Origin of the sequence: Pseudomonas sp. ok266, assembly GCF_900110195.1 — a bacterium.
In the GTDB taxonomy this organism is placed as follows: Bacteria; Pseudomonadota; Gammaproteobacteria; order Pseudomonadales; family Pseudomonadaceae; genus Aquipseudomonas; species Aquipseudomonas neuropathica.
Map to the genome: position 1 here is coordinate 316,797 of NZ_FOCU01000006.1, position 17,951 is coordinate 334,747.

The 17,951-nt window shown below is 58.2% G+C and carries 14 protein-coding genes and 1 pseudogene; 8 read left to right on the forward strand and 7 right to left on the reverse strand.

The window, feature by feature from the left end; all coding sequences use genetic code 11:
• Positions 1-311: 311 nt before the first annotated feature.
• Complete coding sequence (locus tag BMY54_RS13490; protein ID WP_093433282.1) at positions 312-2,231, reverse strand: tyrosine-protein phosphatase; 1,920 nt, start codon at positions 2,229-2,231, stop codon at positions 312-314.
• Between the two features lie 687 nt (positions 2,232-2,918).
• Between BMY54_RS13490 and BMY54_RS13500 the strand changes: the two genes are divergently transcribed.
• The gene (locus tag BMY54_RS13500) at positions 2,919-4,430 is read left to right on the forward strand and encodes an EAL domain-containing protein (protein WP_256573892.1); all 1,512 of its coding nucleotides are present in this window, start codon (positions 2,919-2,921) and stop codon (positions 4,428-4,430) included.
• Between the two features lie 63 nt (positions 4,431-4,493).
• Here the strand turns inward: BMY54_RS13500 and BMY54_RS13505 are convergent, their stop codons facing one another.
• Complete coding sequence (locus BMY54_RS13505) at positions 4,494-4,760, reverse strand: hypothetical protein (protein WP_093433290.1); 267 nt, start codon at positions 4,758-4,760, stop codon at positions 4,494-4,496.
• Between the two features lie 142 nt (positions 4,761-4,902).
• Between BMY54_RS13505 and BMY54_RS13510 the strand changes: the two genes are divergently transcribed.
• From BMY54_RS13510 to BMY54_RS13525, 4 genes are all read left to right on the forward strand, one after another.
• Positions 4,903-5,343, forward strand: coding sequence for a tryptophan-rich sensory protein TspO (locus BMY54_RS13510; protein WP_007916213.1), 441 nt, complete (start codon positions 4,903-4,905; stop codon positions 5,341-5,343).
• Positions 5,343-6,344, forward strand: a complete 1,002-nt coding sequence (locus BMY54_RS13515; RefSeq protein ID WP_093433293.1) for an alpha/beta hydrolase — start codon at positions 5,343-5,345, stop codon at positions 6,342-6,344. The genes BMY54_RS13510 and BMY54_RS13515 overlap by 1 nt, the downstream gene beginning before the upstream one ends.
• A 79-nt stretch (positions 6,345-6,423) precedes the next feature.
• Positions 6,424-7,050: a DUF3885 domain-containing protein gene (locus tag BMY54_RS13520; RefSeq protein WP_093433296.1), complete on the forward strand. Its 627-nt coding sequence runs from the start codon at positions 6,424-6,426 to the stop codon at positions 7,048-7,050.
• Positions 7,051-7,127: 77 nt separating this feature from the next.
• Positions 7,128-7,538, forward strand: a complete 411-nt coding sequence (locus tag BMY54_RS13525) for a hypothetical protein (RefSeq protein ID WP_093433299.1) — start codon at positions 7,128-7,130, stop codon at positions 7,536-7,538.
• A gap of 55 nt (positions 7,539-7,593) precedes the next feature.
• On the opposite strand, the gene BMY54_RS13530 is transcribed toward BMY54_RS13525, so the two are convergent.
• A complete protein-coding gene (locus BMY54_RS13530) occupies positions 7,594-7,788 on the reverse strand; it encodes a hypothetical protein (RefSeq protein ID WP_093433302.1) in 195 nt (64 codons plus the stop codon).
• Between the two features lie 235 nt (positions 7,789-8,023).
• On the opposite strand from BMY54_RS13530, the gene BMY54_RS13535 reads away from it, so the two are divergent.
• The gene (locus BMY54_RS13535) at positions 8,024-9,883 is read left to right on the forward strand and encodes an ABC transporter ATP-binding protein (protein WP_093433592.1); all 1,860 of its coding nucleotides are present in this window, start codon (positions 8,024-8,026) and stop codon (positions 9,881-9,883) included.
• Positions 9,884-10,167: 284 nt separating this feature from the next.
• Here the strand turns inward: BMY54_RS13535 and BMY54_RS13540 are convergent, their stop codons facing one another.
• Positions 10,168-13,251, reverse strand: coding sequence for an autotransporter outer membrane beta-barrel domain-containing protein (locus tag BMY54_RS13540; protein WP_175559596.1), 3,084 nt, complete (start codon positions 13,249-13,251; stop codon positions 10,168-10,170).
• Between the two features lie 401 nt (positions 13,252-13,652).
• Between BMY54_RS13540 and BMY54_RS13545 the strand changes: the two genes are divergently transcribed.
• Together BMY54_RS13545 and BMY54_RS13550 are read left to right on the forward strand one after the other, a co-directional pair.
• Complete coding sequence (locus BMY54_RS13545; protein ID WP_175559597.1) at positions 13,653-14,054, forward strand: hypothetical protein; 402 nt, start codon at positions 13,653-13,655, stop codon at positions 14,052-14,054.
• Positions 14,055-14,160: 106 nt separating this feature from the next.
• Entirely contained in the window at positions 14,161-14,604 is a 444-nt protein-coding gene (locus tag BMY54_RS13550; protein WP_093433311.1) for a GNAT family acetyltransferase, read from the forward strand.
• A 133-nt stretch (positions 14,605-14,737) separates the two neighbouring features.
• Here the strand turns inward: BMY54_RS13550 and BMY54_RS13555 are convergent.
• The 3 genes and pseudogenes from BMY54_RS13555 to gabP form a co-directional block, all read right to left on the reverse strand.
• Positions 14,738-15,150, reverse strand: a pseudogene (locus tag BMY54_RS13555) (PaaI family thioesterase).
• A 134-nt stretch (positions 15,151-15,284) separates the two neighbouring features.
• The gene (locus tag BMY54_RS13560) at positions 15,285-16,385 is read right to left on the reverse strand and encodes a choline metabolism transcriptional regulator GbdR (protein WP_093433595.1); all 1,101 of its coding nucleotides are present in this window, start codon (positions 16,383-16,385) and stop codon (positions 15,285-15,287) included.
• Positions 16,386-16,472: 87 nt separating this feature from the next.
• Positions 16,473-17,873: a GABA permease gene (gabP, locus tag BMY54_RS13565; RefSeq protein WP_093433314.1), complete on the reverse strand. Its 1,401-nt coding sequence runs from the start codon at positions 17,871-17,873 to the stop codon at positions 16,473-16,475.
• Positions 17,874-17,951 lie beyond the last annotated feature (78 nt).

Genomic DNA, 17,951 nt, shown 5'->3' on the forward strand with positions numbered 1-17,951 from the left:
TCGCGAAGGCGGTGGGTCAGTCGATGTTGATGTTGACTGGTCTGGCGCTTTCGCGAGCAAGCTCGCTCCCACATTGGTTTTGGGTTGTTTTCTGGATTTGGGTCGTCACTAAACTGGCAGTTGGATTGCGTGGACAGGGTTGATCGGTTCATAAGCTGGAAAGCTAACTGTGGGAGCGAGCTTGCTCGCGAATGCGGTGGGTCAGTCGATGTTGGTGTTGGCTGATCTGGCGCTTTCGCGAGCAGGCTCGCTCCCACATTGGGTTTTGCGGTGTTTGTTGGATTGGGGTCATCCTTGATCCCGTGTGTCTTTTAGAAGGCGTAGCTGGCTTTTAGACCGCCGTTGAAGCCGTGGCTGTCGCCGCCGCCATTGGCGCCGATTTCTGCGCCTAGGCTCAGGGCGCCGAGGCTGGCCATCACATTCACACCGCCGCTGAACTGGTCGCGATTATCAAACGCGGCGCGTTGTTCGATGTCGAGGCCCAGCAGGTGGCTTTGGCTGTCGACTTCGTTGTCGCCCAGTGTGCGTTCGTAACCCACTTGCACGCCCGGCACCAGTTGCCATGCGCCCATCGCCACTGGTGCGAAGCCGACGTTGAGGTTGGCGACGGCGCTGCGGCGGGTGGCGCTGTTGTCGTCGACGTCGAGTGCCAGTTCGCTGCCCTTCTCTTTGAAGCCGTTGAGGTCGAGGTGGCTGACTCGGAAGCCCAGACTTGGCTCGAAGATCATGCCGTTGACCGGAGCGCGGTAGCCGAGGGCGACGGTGGCGCCGGTGAGGTTGCCATGGGTGTCGCCTTTCGCGGTGCCGAGGCCGCCGCCGAGGTCGCGTTTGCTGTCGTAGTCGATGTAGCCGGCGCTGGCGTTGGCGTCGAGAAACAGGCCTTGTTCGAGGCTGGTGAAGCCGTAACGGGCGCCGACGTTGAGGAAGGTGAAGTCGGTGTCGGCTTCGCCACCCGCGCCGCCAACCGTGCCTTTGCTGTAGCCGAAGCCGCCGCGTGCGCTGAGTTGTTCGCTGAAGCGCTGGGTGATGCCGACCATCAGGCCTTGGCTGTGTTCGTTGCTGCTTTCGGCGTGGGCCGAGCCGTCGGTGCCGAGGTAGCCGGCGAGCGCGGTAGTCCAGAGGCGATATTGGCCGACCTTGAGGTCAGTGCCGCTGGCAAACGGCGCGGCGGCTTGTTCGATCATCGCGTTTTGCCGCAGCAGGTAGCTGGCGGCATCGGCGTGCACCTGGCCGCCGACCTGCGATTCGACACCGCCGAGGGTGCCGGCGTCGATGGCCGATTGCAGGTAGTAGTTGTAGGCGCTGTAGGTGCCGGACAGGTTGCTGTTCTGCAATTGCCTGAGCAGTTCGGCGCCGGCGGCGGCGTTGCCGATCAGCCCGGCCTGACCCGGCAGGCTGTTGTATTCGACCAGTTTGCCGCGCAGCACATAGATGGTTTCCTGCGACAGGCCGAGGCCTTGTTTGAGGTAGTTGTCCATGCTGCCGTATTGCGCGGTGACTTCGTCGAGGCCGGCTTGCAGGTAGCTGGCCTGCACGCCGAGCAGCGGCTCGTAGATCGCGGCCATGCTCGGCGGCAGCGCTTTCAGCGTGGCGGCGACGCGGGCGGCGGTGTAGTCGTTGGTGGCGAGGTAATTGGCCATGATGGTCGCGTTGTCGACCCCGGCGATGCTCTGCAACACGGCGGCGGTCCAGCCGGTGCGGTCCTTGCCGGCAGTGCAGTGGAACAGTTGTGCGGCGTCGACGCCGGCGAGTTCATTGAACAGCTTGCCGAACTGGCCGCGCATGCCGGCGTCACTGACGAAAGCGCGGTTGGTCTGTTCCATCATGGCGATGGCGTCGGCGGCGCTTTTGAAGGAGATGTTGGTGATATTCGAACCGGAGGTGGTGCTGCCGATGATGTCGATGTTCTGCCAGGTTGCGCCGCTGATCATGGTGTCGGGGGTGGCGGCGATTTCGCTGGGGGTACGCAAGTCGTAAACGGCTTTGATGCCGAGGCCGTTGAGTATCGCCAGATCGGCGGCGGTCGGCGTCAGCGCGTTGGAACGGTAGAACACCCCGGCGCGCATCGTGCCGTCGTGGGCCGTGGTGTACGCGGTGGTGATGCCGGCGACGTCGCGGAAGTTGTCGATGCCTTGCAGGCGCGGCGTGTCGAGCGGTACAGCCTCGGCAGCATGGGCGGCGGCGATGGACAGGCTCAGTACGGACAGCGAACACAGAAGACGTTGAAACACAGTGCAGCCTCATTTCGGTTAGCGTTGGGCTGCCTACTATCTGCACTGAACTGACACGAAATATGACAAATTCGCGTAGCACGAGAATGCCTGCGCGAATGGGCCGTGGGGTGCGTAAATTGTCCATCGGGTCGGATGGTGGAGTTTGAGCGGCGACACTGTGGGAGCGAGCTTGCTCGCGAATGCGGAGGGTCAGCTAAGGTGATATTGGCTGACAGGGCCCCTTCGCGAGCAAGCTCGCTCCCACAGGGTTCTTCGGGATGCTGGATATCTCGGTTTTCACACAAAAACTGTAGGAGTTCGGGATTGCTGGATATCCTGGATTTGACACAAATTTTGTAGGAGTGAGCCTGCTCGCGATAGCGGTGGGTCATTTAGCAAAGATGTGGCAGATAGACCGCGATCACGAGCAGGCTCACTCCTACAGGGTTCTTTGGGCTACTGGAGATCTGTGGTTTGCCACAAACCTGTGGGAGCAAGCCACAGGGATTGAAGGCCGGCATTGGAATAGTTGATCTACAACAATATCCGCCGATCCCGGCGGCAGTATTCTGAATGGGCTGAAAAAGCCGTGCTGTGCGCACGTCACAGGCCTTGTGGCCAAGGTGGCGCTAAATGAACAAAAAACGCATTGTCTGGGGGAGCATTCTCCTGGGCCTTCCGTGTGTCTTGCTTCCGGTACTTTTGATGGGTTATGTCGCCTGGATGTTGAATCTGGCGGCGGCGCAGCAACGTCTGGAAACCCTCGCTTCCGTCGCCTCCAGTCGCGCCCACGGGACTTTCAGTGAAGCGGCCGGTGCACTGAAATCCATCGCTGGATCGCGTCTAGCGCCGTGCACCCCGGAAAGCATCGACGAGATGCGTCTGCTGACCATCAACACCCTCTCGGTGAAGTCGATCGGCTACGTCGAAGAAGAGATTTACGCCTGTGGTTCCTGGGGACCGGTCGGGCAGCACGCGACGCCATGGCGCGAGGATTTCACCACATCGGACGGCGTGCGCGTTTCACTCGGCGTGCAGTCGCGCATCGTTGCGGCGAAACCGATGATGGCGCTGCAGTATGCGGCGTTCAACGTGCTGGTCGATCCCCAGCAGTTCCTGCATGTAACGCTCGATGAGGATCTGCACCTGGCCGTCGGCACCGCTGCCGGGCAACTGGTCAGCGCCTCGCGCCCCGGCGCGGAACACTTTCTTGCTCGCGTACATTCCGGCCCGCACTCGGGCCTTGCCGACGGCTACCTCTACACCCTCGTGCACAGCGGCGACTGGGTCGCCATCGCCGCGCTGTCGCGCCATGAGCTGATGCAAGGCTTGATCCGCCGGGAGTTACTGCTGTTGCCCATCGGTGGTTTGCTCGCCGGCGTGCTGGTGTTGCTGATCGTGCGCCGCACCCGGCAACGTCTGTCGCCGCTGGCGGAACTGCAACTGGCGGTGCGCAATCGCGAGTTCGTTGTTCACTATCAACCGATCATCCGCCTCAGCGACGGTGCCTGCGTTGGCGCTGAGGCACTGGTGCGCTGGCAGCATCCGGATGGCTCGCGGGTGTGCCCCGATGCGTTTATTCCGCTGGCCGAGCACAGCGGTTTGATTCTGCCGATCACCGATCAGGTCATCGACAATGTGATGCGTGACCTCGGCCCGTTGCTGGTCAAGGAGCGCAGCTTGCACGTGGCGATCAACCTGGCGGCGAAGGACGTCAGCAGCGGCCGCTTTCTGCCGATACTCGACGCTGCGTTACGCCGCGCCGACGTGCAACAAAAGCAGATCTGGCTGGAGGCCACCGAGCGCGGCTTCGTTGAGATTGATGCTGCCCGCGCCACCGTCAATCGCGCCCGTGAGCTGGGTTATCTGGCGGCTATCGATGATTTCGGCACCGGGTTTTCCAGCCTGCAGCATTTGCAGCAACTGCCGCTGGACGTGCTGAAGATCGACAAGTCGTTTGTCGACAATATCGATCAGGATGCCGCGACCGGCACCGTGACCGGCCACATCATCGAAATGGCCAAGAGTTTACGTTTGCAGATCGTTGCTGAAGGTATCGAGACCGAAGCGCAGCGCGACTACTTGCGCCGTCAGGGTGTGCAGTTTGGGCAGGGTTGGCTTTTTGCCAAGGCGATGCCAGCGGAGGAGTTTTTACGGTTCTATCGAGAGTGCGCGCAAGTGGAGCACGATGCGCAGGAAGCAGCGATGCCGGTTTAAGCGCGCATAAACACGCGGGCAAACCCATCTTCGGTGGCGCGATGGGTTTGCCGTCAGCCTGCTTCAATTGGTCTGGCTGACAACCTCAATGTCCGTAATTCCTACTCGCTCGGCATGTTCAAGAATCTGCTCGGGCGTTGAATCCGCTGTAGGCATGATCAAGCCGTTTTCCGCATCGCCCAGATGCAGTTCCAGCAAATGCATCGCGGCCTCGTGCTTGGCCAACTGCTGCTCCTTGAGTTCAAGCAGAAAAGTCCGAGGCTCGCCGTTGAATAGATATTTGATGTGATAGGTGTACATGATGTCATCCACGTCAGTAGGAAAAGGCACTGATCATCCTGACGTGACGGTCAGTTTTTAGTTCAAATTGAATCGCCTCTCTGACCAATCCGGAATTCATGGCAAACTTTTTCCTTGCCGAGGCGTCCCTTTCTTAAACCCCCAACCGGCTGATTTCAGCCAAGGACTGGCGATGACCTTTTTCATTTTTCTTCTGGCCTGCGCAGCAGCGGCAACCACCGGCGTGATGTTCAAACCAGGGCCGTGGTACGAAGGGCTGAACAAACCCGGTTTCACCCCGCCCAATTGGGCATTCCCGGTGGCCTGGACGATTATCTACCTGCTGCTGGCCTGGGCCGGTTACCGTTTGAGCCTGATCCCTGGCAGCCAGACTGTGCTGGCGCTGTGGGCGGCGCAGATTGCGTTGAACACACTGTGGACGCCGGTGTTCTTCGGCGCGCATCAGGTGTTGGCGGCGATGGTGATTCTCACGGTGCTGTGGCTGGTGGTTGCGGCGATGGTGGTGCTGGCGATACAACTGGACCTGATCACTGGCTTGATCCTGTTTCCCTACCTGGCGTGGCTGTGCGTGGCGGCGGCGTTGAATTTTTCCATCCTGATCAAGAACCGCTGATGACCAGTGCCAATCGGGGCAGTGCAACGCCATGGCCGCAGGGCGAGCGCGAGTTGGCGCAGGTGCGCGCCTTCAACCGCAAACTCGCCTGGCTGCCGCGTTTCAAGATCCGCAACCGCCTGACGCCACGCTTGATTCAGGCGCTGTTGCGTGTCAGCCAGATCGGCGGCTCCGGCGTGTTGCGCAAATTTGGCCTGACAGCTGAGCGCCGACTGATCGATGAAGTGCCCGTGCGGATCATCCGCCCCAAGGGCCCGGCGAGAGGCGTGGTGCTGGATTTTCACGGCGGCGGCTGGGTGATCGGCAATGCGCAGATGGACGACAACTTCAACGCGGCCATCGTCGACAGCTGCCAGGTGACCGTGGTCTCGGTGGATTATCGACTGGCGGTGTCCACGCCCATCGAAGGACTGCTGGAAGATTGCCTCAACGCCACTCGCTGGTTATTCCACGATGAGGAGTTCGCCGGCCTGCCCGTCGTGGTGGTCGGTGAATCGGCGGGCGGTCATCTGGCGGCGGCGACCCTGTCGGCGCTGAAACAATGGCCCGATCTGCTGCAAAGAATCTGCGGCGCATTGCTGTACTACGGAGTCTACGACCTGACCGGCACGCCAAGTGTGCGCAGCGCGCCTGCCGACACGCTGGTGCTGGACGGCCCGGGCATGGTCGAGGCGTTGCGCCTGCTCACGCCTGAGCTGACTGACGAGCAGCGCCGCCAGCCACCGCTCTCTCCGCTGTACGGCGACTTCAGCGGCTTCCCGCCGGCGCTGCTGTTTGCCGGCGAACTCGATCCGCTGCGCGACGACACCCTCGACATCGCCAGGCGCTGGGCGCAATCGGCGCCGGTCGAGATGTACCTGCTGCCCTCCTCGCCCCACGGTTTTATCCACTTTCCCACGGCCATCGCCGAGGGTGTGCTGGCGTACAGTCGGCAATGGATTTCGGCGCGCATAGGGAACGCTGGCTCGCCACAAACGCCAGCAGCTTCACCGTCTACTTAGCCCAAGCGTCACCGTTACAGTAAGATCTGTGCGCACCTCCTTGGCCAAGGAGACAGGCGAATGAATACGAAGGGATAACGTGAACCTACGAGATCAAATCGAGAGGACTTTTCAAGGCAAAGCCTTTGCCCGACCTCTTTTCTATTCCTGCCCCGGAGGTCTGCGCTTCGAGCTCTCCGAAACGGGTGGGATCATTGAGCAGTTCCTGACCGCCCTACGAAAATCGACAACGATCTGCAGCGATATCTTTTCTGACGCGGCAACGTTTGTGGCGTGTCTGCGCACTCACTCAGGCAACCATGGCTTTACTCATCGGGCCGCGATTCGGGCATTTCGATCTGCCGGCATTGATATTCCTCCTGAACGCTCAATCTGGAGCGAGGAGATAGATGTCGAAGAATGGTATTGCGAAGAAGAGCCTGAGTACTGGATCAACATCGCGTTCGAAGCGCCAATCACAAGCCTTCAAGCATTTCTCTGGTGCGCGTTGACTAAAGATTTTGGCGCTATTGAGCCCAATCCCCACTGTGATGTGTATCTGTTCAATCTGCCGAAACAGGTCATGGTTTTTCCCTACGACGACAGAGGCATGGATGTCGTCGGCCCTAATGCACCGCTACTTTCGCAACTGTACGAGCGGCACAATCAATACCTGCTTGACTATGACCGCTCGGCCATGGACGCCACGTTCGCAGGGGCGCGTTAGTCGCTACACCGGACGCTGGCATCAGCGACGAATCCAAAAAGGGAGCTTTTGGGCGTGAGCAATACTGGGGGCGCAATATGGAAATAGATCGTCTGCTCAAGAAGCGGCAACTCAATGTGCAGGAACAGAATGCGGTGACTGCCCATCGCCTGACGGAAACCGCTCGATTCTGGCGTGATACCAATATTCCCGAGGCCTTGGCACGTTTCGGTGAGCGCCAAGGTGTTGATTGGTCAGAAACCGTCGTACTCGATCTTGAAGTCGACTTTCCCGGAATGCCACGCCTGTATGGCTTGATCCTCGAGCAAGCGGAACGGTTCATAGCGTTTCAAATTGACACCGACAGCGATCATCAACACGTTGATTTCGTAAGCCAATGGGAGGATGTCTCGGCGCATCAGAACTATTCGGCTTCCGAGCGCGGCACTGGCAAAGGCTTTGCTGTGATTGCGTTGCAGGTCAGGCGTGAAGTACTTGCACATCGATAGGCGCCGGTTTTCAGGCATAGGTTTCCTCTCCCTTGAAGGCCGACAATCGCCGCACTCAGGCGATGTAGAAGAAGTACAGCGCCAAACCCAGCAACTGCATGAGCAGCAGAATGGAAAGCAAATGATTACAGCCCTTCCAGACATTGCTCACCGGTTTGTTTCTGGCGACTCGGTAACGCAGGTAACTGTCGAGTGACAACGACGCCGTGGGGATCAACACGAACAAAAACGTCAAAAAGAAATTAAACATTTCCTTTGTCCATCGACTCCCAACATGAAACCGGATTTGTTCGCTGCATCGTGCACTGCTCAAGTCGTCTGAGCAGACAGCTTAGCTGATCGGCATGTACCCGGAATCCTTGGGGTTATGCACCGCAGTGATCCCGGGCGATAACGCTTGGTGGGGACAAGTCAGTGACATGCAAACCCGCAACACCGCCATTCAATGGCAGAATCCCCTGACCCTGATGATTTCGGAGACCACAATGCTGCGCGTGTTTGAACAACGGCTCGACCCATTTCCTCCCGACGAAACACCACCCCCGCCGGTCGGCCTGATGCGGTTCCTGTGGGCCTGCACGCGCGGCGCACGCGGTTACATCCTCGCGTTGGCGCTGCTGAGTGCCGGCGTGTCGATCTATGAAGCCTGGCTGTTTTCCTTTCTTGGCCAGGTCGTCGATCTGCTCTCGACTTGGCAGGCCGGTGGCGGTGTCAATGCGCAGGAAAGTCGCGTGCTGTGGGGCATCGGCATTGTGTTGTTCATCAGCATCGGGCTGGTGGCGTTGCGCACCATGGTTCAGCACCAGGTATTGGCGATCAATTTGCCGCTGCGGCTGCGCTGGGATTTCCATCGGCTGATGCTGCGGCAAAGCCTTTCGTTCTTCTCCGATGAGTTCTCCGGACGGGTCACGACCAAGGTCATGCAGACCGCGCTGGCCGTGCGCGAAGTCTTGTTCACGCTGATCGAAATCGCACCGGGCATCGGCGTTTACTTCATCGCGATCATCGCCCTGGCTGGCGGCTTTGCGCTGAAACTGATGCTGCCGTTCATTGCCTGGCTCGCGTTGTTCGGGCTGGCCATGCTGTACTTCGTGCCGCGCCTGGGGAAGGTCGGCCAGGAACAGGCCGATGCTCGATCATCGATGACCGGGCGCATTGCCGACGCTTACACCAACATCACTACGGTGAAACTGTTCTCGCACTCCAAACGCGAAGCGCACTTCGCCCGTGCAGCGATGGAAGATTTCAAACTCACCGGTTTTCGCCAGATGCGTCTGGTCAGCCAGTTCGAGATCGTCAATCAGACGCTGGTGGTCGGGCTGATTATCGGTGCCGGCGGCTATGCCCTGTGGCTGTGGCATCTGGGTCAGGTCGGCACCGGCGCCGTCGCGGCGATCACCGCCATGGCGTTGCGCATCAACGGCATGTCGCACTGGATCATGTGGCAGATGACGTCGCTGTTCGAAAACATCGGCACCGTGCAGGACGGCATGGCCACCCTCACCCGTGGCCCCAAAGTGCAGGATGCGCCGAACGCCGGCGTGCTGGTGCCGGCTGGCGGCGCGGTGTCTTTTGACAAGGTGAATTTCAACTACAACGGCGAACGCCAGGTCCTCGACAACTTGAGCCTGCACATCCGCCCCGGCGAAAAAATCGGCCTGGTCGGCCGCTCCGGCGCGGGCAAATCGACGCTGATCAATCTGCTGCTGCGCTTTTACGATGTCGACAGCGGTGAGATCCGCATCGACGGGCAAAACATCGCGCACGTAACGCAGGACAGTCTGCGCAGCGCAATCGGCATGGTCACCCAGGACACGTCGCTGCTGCACCGCTCGATACGCGACAACATCGCCTACGGCCGCCCGGACGCCACCGACGAAGACATCCGCCGCGCCGCCGCCAATGCGCAAGCCGACGGTTTCATCAGCCAACTCAGCGACAAGCAAGGCCACAGCGGCTACGACACCCTGGTCGGCGAGCGCGGCATCAAGCTCTCCGGCGGCCAGCGCCAACGCATCGCCATTGCCCGAGTGATGCTCAAGAACGCGCCGATCCTGCTGCTCGACGAAGCCACCAGTGCGCTGGACTCGGAAGTCGAAGTGGCCATTCAGGAAAGCCTCGATGAAATGATGCAGGGCAAAACCGTGATCGCCATTGCTCATCGGCTGTCGACGATTGCGGCGATGGATCGACTGATTGTCATGGATGAGGGGCGGATTATCGAGCAAGGGACGCACACTGAGTTGCTGAGCAGAAACGGTATTTATGCGCGGCTCTGGCAGCATCAGAGTGGTGGGTTTCTCGGTGAGGATCAGGGCGTGGCGGCGGCGATGGATCAGGCTTGAGGGTGTGGGGCTGAGTGGGGAGCAGTCGCTTGTGAGCGACTGCTGTCGTCCATTATCGGAAAGTGGTCTAAACGTCCAATGGCCAACAAAAACGTCAATTGCATATTAGTCATTTGCCCCAATTGCCTCAGGTGCGCTTACTTTCCTGGGAAGGAATCGTTTCTTGTTTGAAATAACGAAATGAACCTGCCGATTGTCATCAACAAAAATACAAACGAACAAGACCCGAATTCAAAGATCCGGGTACTGTTCGGTTTATCTGAAACTGCCTTCAGGAGAGGCTTTTACCAAGCGTAGCGGTAGCCGAGGTTCACCGAATAAGGCTGTTCTATGCCATCGCCCTTGGTGTATTCCGCGTCGATGAAGAACTTGTGCTTCTCGGCGGTTTGCAGGATCGCCCCGCCACCGATTTCGGCCCGCGAACCTGGCAATTTGCTGTCCAGACTTACGTCGTTGACGCTCACATGGCTGTCACCGGCATGTTCGGTAATCCACGATGCTTTGGCGTATGGCTGCACAGTCATACCGTTATCCAGCTTCATGTTACGACCGAACAGGCTGCCAACTCGGCTCTGAACAGAAGTAACGGCATCCTGCTCAACTTTCAAGCCATTGCTTGCGGTGTAGTCGCCACTGCCCACGCGGAATGCTTGCACTTCCAGTTGTGGTTCGACGAACCAGCCTTGTCCAAGATCGATTTGCTTGCCAACTTCTACGCTCGCCGCAATTGCGTGATTCTTGTATTTACCGTCGACCTTCTGGCCCATATTGCTGGTGATGTCGACCTTGTTGTCCAAATGGGTGTATTTCAGCACGCTGTCAACGTACACGCCGTTTTGGTCGATGTAGGTTGCATAGGTGCCGAGCATGGCGCTGTCGATGTGGCCTTTGCTGCCTTCGCCGAAGTTCTGACGAGCCTCACCTTGTCCGGCCATACCGCCGAGGTACAGCTTGCCGTTGTAGAAAGGAATGGCCTTGTCGGCGCCAATCTCGAAACCGTTGACCTGCTGCTCAAAGGCACGGCTGGAACCTGTATCGATTCGCTGCTCCTTGCCGAAGCCACGTGTCCACAGACCGCCCTCATCATTGCCCATACGCAACTCGCCAAGTCGTTTGGTCAAGGCATTCATCTGCGCACCGATGAGTCCCGTGGCCGCCGCCTGTTGAGCGATGGCAGCGTTCGCGCCCTTACTCAGGTTCTCTGGTTGAGGATTGCTGATAATAGGTTCAATGGGCGCAACGATGTCTCCGGCACCGCCAGCGGTATCACCCACTGGCTCCTCGCCACCGCCCGCATCCTGTGCAGTACCAGCCAGGTACCAGTCATCGCCACGCTGTTCGAGGCCATAACGGAAGGCACCCACGTCGACTTTGCCGCCGTACAAATCGAACTTGCCCGCGCCGCCGTTGGTATCCACCAGCATCAGTGCACCACCTTGGGCCTGGTGGCCGGAATCGGCAACGATCAGCGTGTGCTCCCCGTCAACTTGTCCTTCAACCTTGAGCAAGTCGCCTTGCAGCGTTGCCAGGTCAGTGTTGAGCAAGAAGCTGCCATTGCCGCTCAAATTGCCCACCGTCAGCGTTTTGAACAAGCCGTTGGCGTGGTCGAAATTGACACGGCCGTCGTTCAACGAAAGAGAACCCAACGAAGAGTCGCCAGTCATTGTCCAGGCGCTTCCACTGTTTACACCCAGTTTATCCAGCCATTGCGCTGCACCTTGCCAGGTCGAACCATTTTCAAGGTTGATGCTGCTGTCTAGCGTGTGATCATGATCGATCGACACGTCGCCTTTCAGTCGCGACCCATTGGTGGCGGCCAGTGTCATACGTTCGATTTTCTTGCCGCTAGTCTCCACGCTACGGGAGCCCATCAAGATGTTGCCTTCAATCGTTGAACCGTCAGCGGTCACATCAACACCGGCGAGAACCCCTCCCTTGATGGCATAGTCATTGGAGCTGACCAGGCTGTTTTTGAGATGAACGCTATGCTGGCCCGATGTCAGAGCGGCGATCCCGACAGCGGTCGTGCCATTGACCACAACACGTGAGTCTTCGAGGCTCAACGATGAACCGACGTCCGTGCCTACATAGACACCGTAGCTGCCATTACCATTGAGAGCGATATCGACATTCTTACCGATGACAGTACCTCCAGATGCAGAGTAGAGACCGATGCCGCCGTGCTCACCGTGGATGCGGACATTATCGAACGTTGCTTTCCCGCCATCGATTTTGCTGCTCCAGAGGCCGTGTTCCCCTAAATCCACTTCACTGTTAGTCAAGTTGAGGGTTGAGCCTGCAGATGCCCGGAGCATAGGTCCTGATCCGTCGCTGGTGATCTTCACATTGTTCGCATTGACCACACCTCCCTGTTTGGCCGAGATGGCAGTGGCCGTGGAGTGCAGGTTTGACGACTCGACATTCACCGTCCCTCCAACATCAGCAAATACAGCTTCGGCGTTAGAGTTGATGTCCATGTTCTTGACATCAACGGTCGCCCCTTGGGATGCCTGAGCACCATAGGCGTACCCTGATCCGGTGGTGGTTATGCTGCCGCCGTCCAGACTTATGTAAGCCCCCTCTCCTGAGGCCAGTGCTCCACGACTGTTGTCCCCTGAAGTACTGATCGCAATATCGTCCGCCACCACCGTCCCGCCTGCGGTGGCGTATATTCCATAGCCCCTGCTGTTGGTGGTTTTAATGGAGCCTCCGCGAACGTTGACGTTGCTGGTCCCCGTTGTTGCAATTCCATACCCGTTGGCTCCGAGGGTAACGATATCGAGATTGCTGACATCAGCCGTCGCATTCGTCACGAGCAGGCCCGAACCTGTGCTATTGATCTGCACATTGTTACCACTTAGCTGGCTTGCTTCTTTGATATCCAACGCGACGCTGTTGCCCAGCGTAGCGACCTCGGTGTTTTGAAGGTTTACCTTAGAGCCACCAGACGCCACCAACCCAGGCGTATTGGCCATGAGGGAATTCACGGTCATGCCGATCAAGTTCAGCGTGGAGCTGGTTTCTACCAGCACAGCGCCCAAGCCAGTGCCTGAAGTGCTGAGAATACCGTTGCTCCAAGTCGCATCACCGACATTCATAACCCGCAATGCAGGGTTGTTGTCACCTGATGTCACCATTTTCCCGGTACCGTTATAGATCGTACCGTCGACGAGCACACCAGTGGCGTGCCCCATGCTGGAAAAGGCCAACAACAAGCTGGCAGACAACGTGCTCAAGGGAAAAGCCGGGGCTCTTGAAGTTAAGCGCGCAACGCTGTTTCGCGATTTTAATACGCCAGACGCCGACTCCGACGGCACCGTAAAATAGGTGCACGTGCGATTCCATATAGTTCGGTAGATGCTGTTCATAAATCTCTCATTCATTGATTTTTTTCAGGACAGGCTTAAACAAGCCGGCGCTCGAAAGTCACTGAGGAGAAATTTGAACAGGAAATTTAGCGGCAAAAATTCAGGCTTTTCCGACGGAAATGTAGGACTTTTCCTACGAGTGAGCTGATCTTTTTGGCACTCAGCCACTCGTATCACCGTCTACTTCCAGATGAACCTAGCGGAATCGAGTGGCCAGTATTGGTTGTTTCCAGCCCTTGGTGATCGGCGACGATGGATCAGGCTTGAGGGTGTGGGGCTGGTTGGAAGCAGTAGCTTGTGGGTGACTGCTATCGGCCGGAAGCGGACGATCAATTAGGAGTTGTAACAAAGAGTTGTCCGCCATTTAATGAGTGATCGAACATCAGGTTGATGAACCGAAAATGAGTAAATTGGGTTGCACATGTGGCCATGTGATTACCGATCAGACCGACGGCTTGCCCTATAAGGCGAGCCTGCTTCGCGACGAGGTAGAAAATGAATTTTGGGATGAGGTGCACCGTGAACTCAAACCCCTGGTAGAGGCTGCGGAGTCCGGAGACAAGGCTGCGATCGCCGATGCATTTGGCGAGTTTGCACCCTGGTTCAGCGCTGCTGACAAGCTGCAAGACCGGATATCCAGCCTCTACATTCGCCGAATGTCGAGTGCCTACGAGTGCCAGAACTGTGGACGCCTTTGGGTGCAAAAAGATGACAGTGAAAGATTTGTTTCCTATGTCCCTGAGGAAGGCGCATATGGCGCAATCCTGGCAGTAGCATCAGGAGGATCTGAAAATCTGAATTAAGCGTTCGCGATTGGTCGGCAGCGGAGACTGCAATCGGCAGCAGTCGTCCAGTGGACACAGACCTTTACAGGGAGTTAGGGTCGCTCTTTAACTAAGAGGCTGCTCCATGGATGTTATTGCCGATTACTCAAACGAACACCATCGAATGCCTGTCATGGCGCTATGGGAAACCGTTTTCGGTTACGAAACCGCGCACAACACGCCGAGCCTTGCTATCGATAAGAAGCTGGCCGTCAAGGACGGCCTCTTCTTTGTCGCGCTGTCCGGAAATGAAGTAATAGGCACCGTTCTCGCGGGATATGACGGTCATCGTGGTTGGTTATATTCAGTTGCTGTGCACCCTGCACATCGCAGAAAGGGTTTGGGCGCACAACTCGTTAATCATGCTGAGCGCGCCTTGACCTTGCGCGGCTGCATAAAAATCAATCTGCAAATCGTCAACACCAATGAAAGCGTTAAAACCTTCTACGAATCTCTTGGCTACTCGACCGAACCGCGCATCAGCATGGGGAAAAAGGTCGATTCGAATATCGCAACGCTCGGGCGGTAGTTTAGAGAGCGTCCACTGGCCGACAGCAGTCGTTCGTGAGCGGATATCGCCTCATCCAAGACATGCAAACACTCACCCGCTATTGCCCAAGACGCAGTCCATCGATGATCCACCGCTTGATGAACACACATTTTCAACCCATCGGCACCGCAAACACCGCACTGGCCCGCGCAACCGTACGCTCCCCAACATGCAAACTAACGGCAGCAAACGCCAGTTGCCGGCCTTTTTTCGAGTACTCCAAACGCACTTCCAGCCACTCGTTCATCTGCACCGCGCCGAGATAATCCAGCGTCATGCTCGCCGTGATCAATGGCTGTGGAGGGTCGCTGGAAACGCCATGGCGTAACCCATCCCGACATCGGCCAACGTCGCCAATACGCCGCCATGCAAGGTGCCACGGCCATTGGCATGGCGTGAGTCGGTCAATAAACCCAGTTCCAGTTGCAGCCCGCTGCCCCTCGCGTAGATCGGGCCCAGCAAATCCAGCAACGGGCTGCTGCGGGTAAACGCAGTGAAACCTTCGGGAATTGCGATGGTGTCCATGGTCCCTCCTGGTGCCGGTGACTCACCGGCTTCATTGACCTTAATGGGAGGGTTTATTGGCAATCGTCTGATGGGGCAAGAACTATACGGATGCGGAATCTCCAGTGATCAACTGTCGAAGCAGGACCGACCGATCATCCCGTGGACGCCAGATCGCCACGTTCCATCATTCGAACACTGGCAAACGTCGATTCGTTGCGCGCTTGGTCGAGCGTCGTCAGCGGTTTGATTGTTGACGGCTGCGCTACCGGTTTGCGACTCATCTCAGAGCCGGAGCGCTCATCACTCGGCGGCACGCCAAAGTGCTCGCGGTAGCATTTGGAGAAATGCGGCGTTGAGACGAACCCGCACACGTACGCCAGCTCAACGATCGACAAGGACGTCTGCTTGAGCAGTTGTCGTGCGCGAATCAGCCGCAACCGCAAGTAGTAGCGCGACGGCGTGCATTGCAGGTATTTCTGAAACAGCCGCTCCAGCTGTCGACGTGACAGGTCGACGTATTCGGCCAGGTTATCCAGGTCGATCGGCTCCTCAAGATTGGCCTCCATCAACGCCACCACTTCTTGCAACTTGGGCTGATGCGTGCCGACCACATGCTTGAGCGGTACGCGTTGGTGATCCTGCTCATTGCGGATGCGTTCGTAGACGAACATCTCGGAGATGGCGGTGGCCAGTTCACGACCATGATCGCGCGCAATCAGGTGCAGCATCATGTCCAGCGGCGCGGTGCCGCCGGAGCTGGTGAAGCGGTTGCGGTCGAGGGTAAACAGACTGGTGCTGACATTGACGCGCGGAAAAGCTTCCTGCATCGCCGCCAGAAATTCCCAGTGCACGCTGCACTCGTAGCCGTCGAGCAACCCGGCTTTGGCGAGCGCCCAGCTACCGGTGCACACCCCGCCCAAGCGCTTGGACTGTCGCGCCAAGGCTTGCAGCCACGTCGTGTGCTCGCGGGTAATTGCGCTCTGGATGCCGACGCCACCGCAGACGATAACCGTGTCCGCTACGGAGGGATTGCTCCACGACCCATCCGGGGTGATCGGCACGCCATCGCTGGCCCAGACCGCCGCGCCATTGGGGCTGAAGGTATGCCAGCGATACAGCGTTCGCCCCGTCAGTTGATTGGCCATGCGCAAGGGCTCGACGGCGGACGCCAATGACATCAGGGTAAATTTGTCCAACAGCAAAAAACCTACGGATTGGGTTGCACCGTCGGCTACGGAGGGGGTCGATGACATCATGGCCTCATAAAAATCGGTCGCGACGCAGGCGTCTGCCATTCCCTCCGACATACGTGGAGGGAGTATCAGGTTCGGCGCAACCGCCTACCCCACCGACGTGACCCTCGCCGTCGGCGCAGGATGACGCGACGTCAACAGGCCAATGAAGGAAATCGCCAGCGCCAGGCCAATGGTTGTCGTGACTTCAGTGCGGTGTTGCGGGGTGATCATCATCACCGCCAGCGCGGCGCAGATGAATACGATCACCAGCCACGTCAACCAGGGAAACAGCCACATGCGGAAGGTCAGCTCGACGTTGCGCTGCTGCAATATCCGCCGCATGCGCAACTGCGACACCGCGATGGCGAGGTACACCAACAGGGCAATCGCTCCGGAGCTGGCCAGCAGGAATTCAAACAGCCCGGCAGGCATGAAGTAGCTCCACACAGTGATCGACGCACCGAGCACGGTGCTGGCGATAACCGCTGCGCGCGGCACACCTTCGGAAGAGGTCGCCTTCAGCGCTTTCGGCGCATCGCCACGCCGGCCCAGCGAGTACAGCATCCGCGAAGCAATGTAGATCGAGGAGTTCATGCAACTGGCCACGGCAATCAGCACGACGACGTCGACCATGAACTTGGCGTGGGGAATGTTCATGATTTCCAGAGCGCGCTGATAAGAGCCGACCGAGGCCAGCAACGGATCATTCCAGGGCACCACGGAGATCACCACGAAGATCGACAGCAGGTAAAACACGCCGATACGCCAGATCACCGAACGGGTGGCCTTGGCAATGTTTCGCGACGGGTCATTCGATTCGGCGGCGGCGATGGTCACCGCTTCGGTACCGATAAAGCTGAACATGATGGTGATGAACGCACCGACCACCGCTGACAAGCCGTTGGGTGCAAACCCACCGTGCTCGGCCATCAGCCCGCTCAAACCGCTGACTTCTCTGTCGGGAATCCAGCCCATCAACACGGCAAAACCAACGCCGATAAAACCGATGATTGCCACGACCTTGGCCATGGCGAACCAGAACTCGAATTCACCGTACTTGGCCACGCTGAACAGGTTGGTCACCACCAGCGCAATGATTGAGCCCAACGCGAACAGCCAGGCATCGACCTGCGGAAACCATTGGTTCAGCACATGGCCGGCGGCGAGCGCTTCGATGGGAATCACCAACACCCAGAACCACCAGTACAACCAGCCGATAGTGAAGCCGGCCCAGCGTCCGATGGCCTGGTCGGCATAGGTCGAAAAAGAGCCAGTGTCGGGGTTAGCCACCGCCATCTCGCCGAGCATGCGCATGACCAGCACAACGAGCAAACCGGAGAACAGATAAGCCAGCAGAACCGCCGGCCCCGCCGCCGCAATGGCATGTCCTGAACCTACGAACAATCCGGCGCCGATAATCCCGGCAATGGACAACATAGTGACGTGACGAGGCTTGAAGCCCTGCGCCAATTGGCTACTCGAATCCGTTGAGTTCGGGCTGATCATTGGTTTTTTTATTCTCTGCTGAACGACATTCAAGCGAGTTGACCAAGGCAATCGAGCACTGTCGTTGCCTGCCGAGCC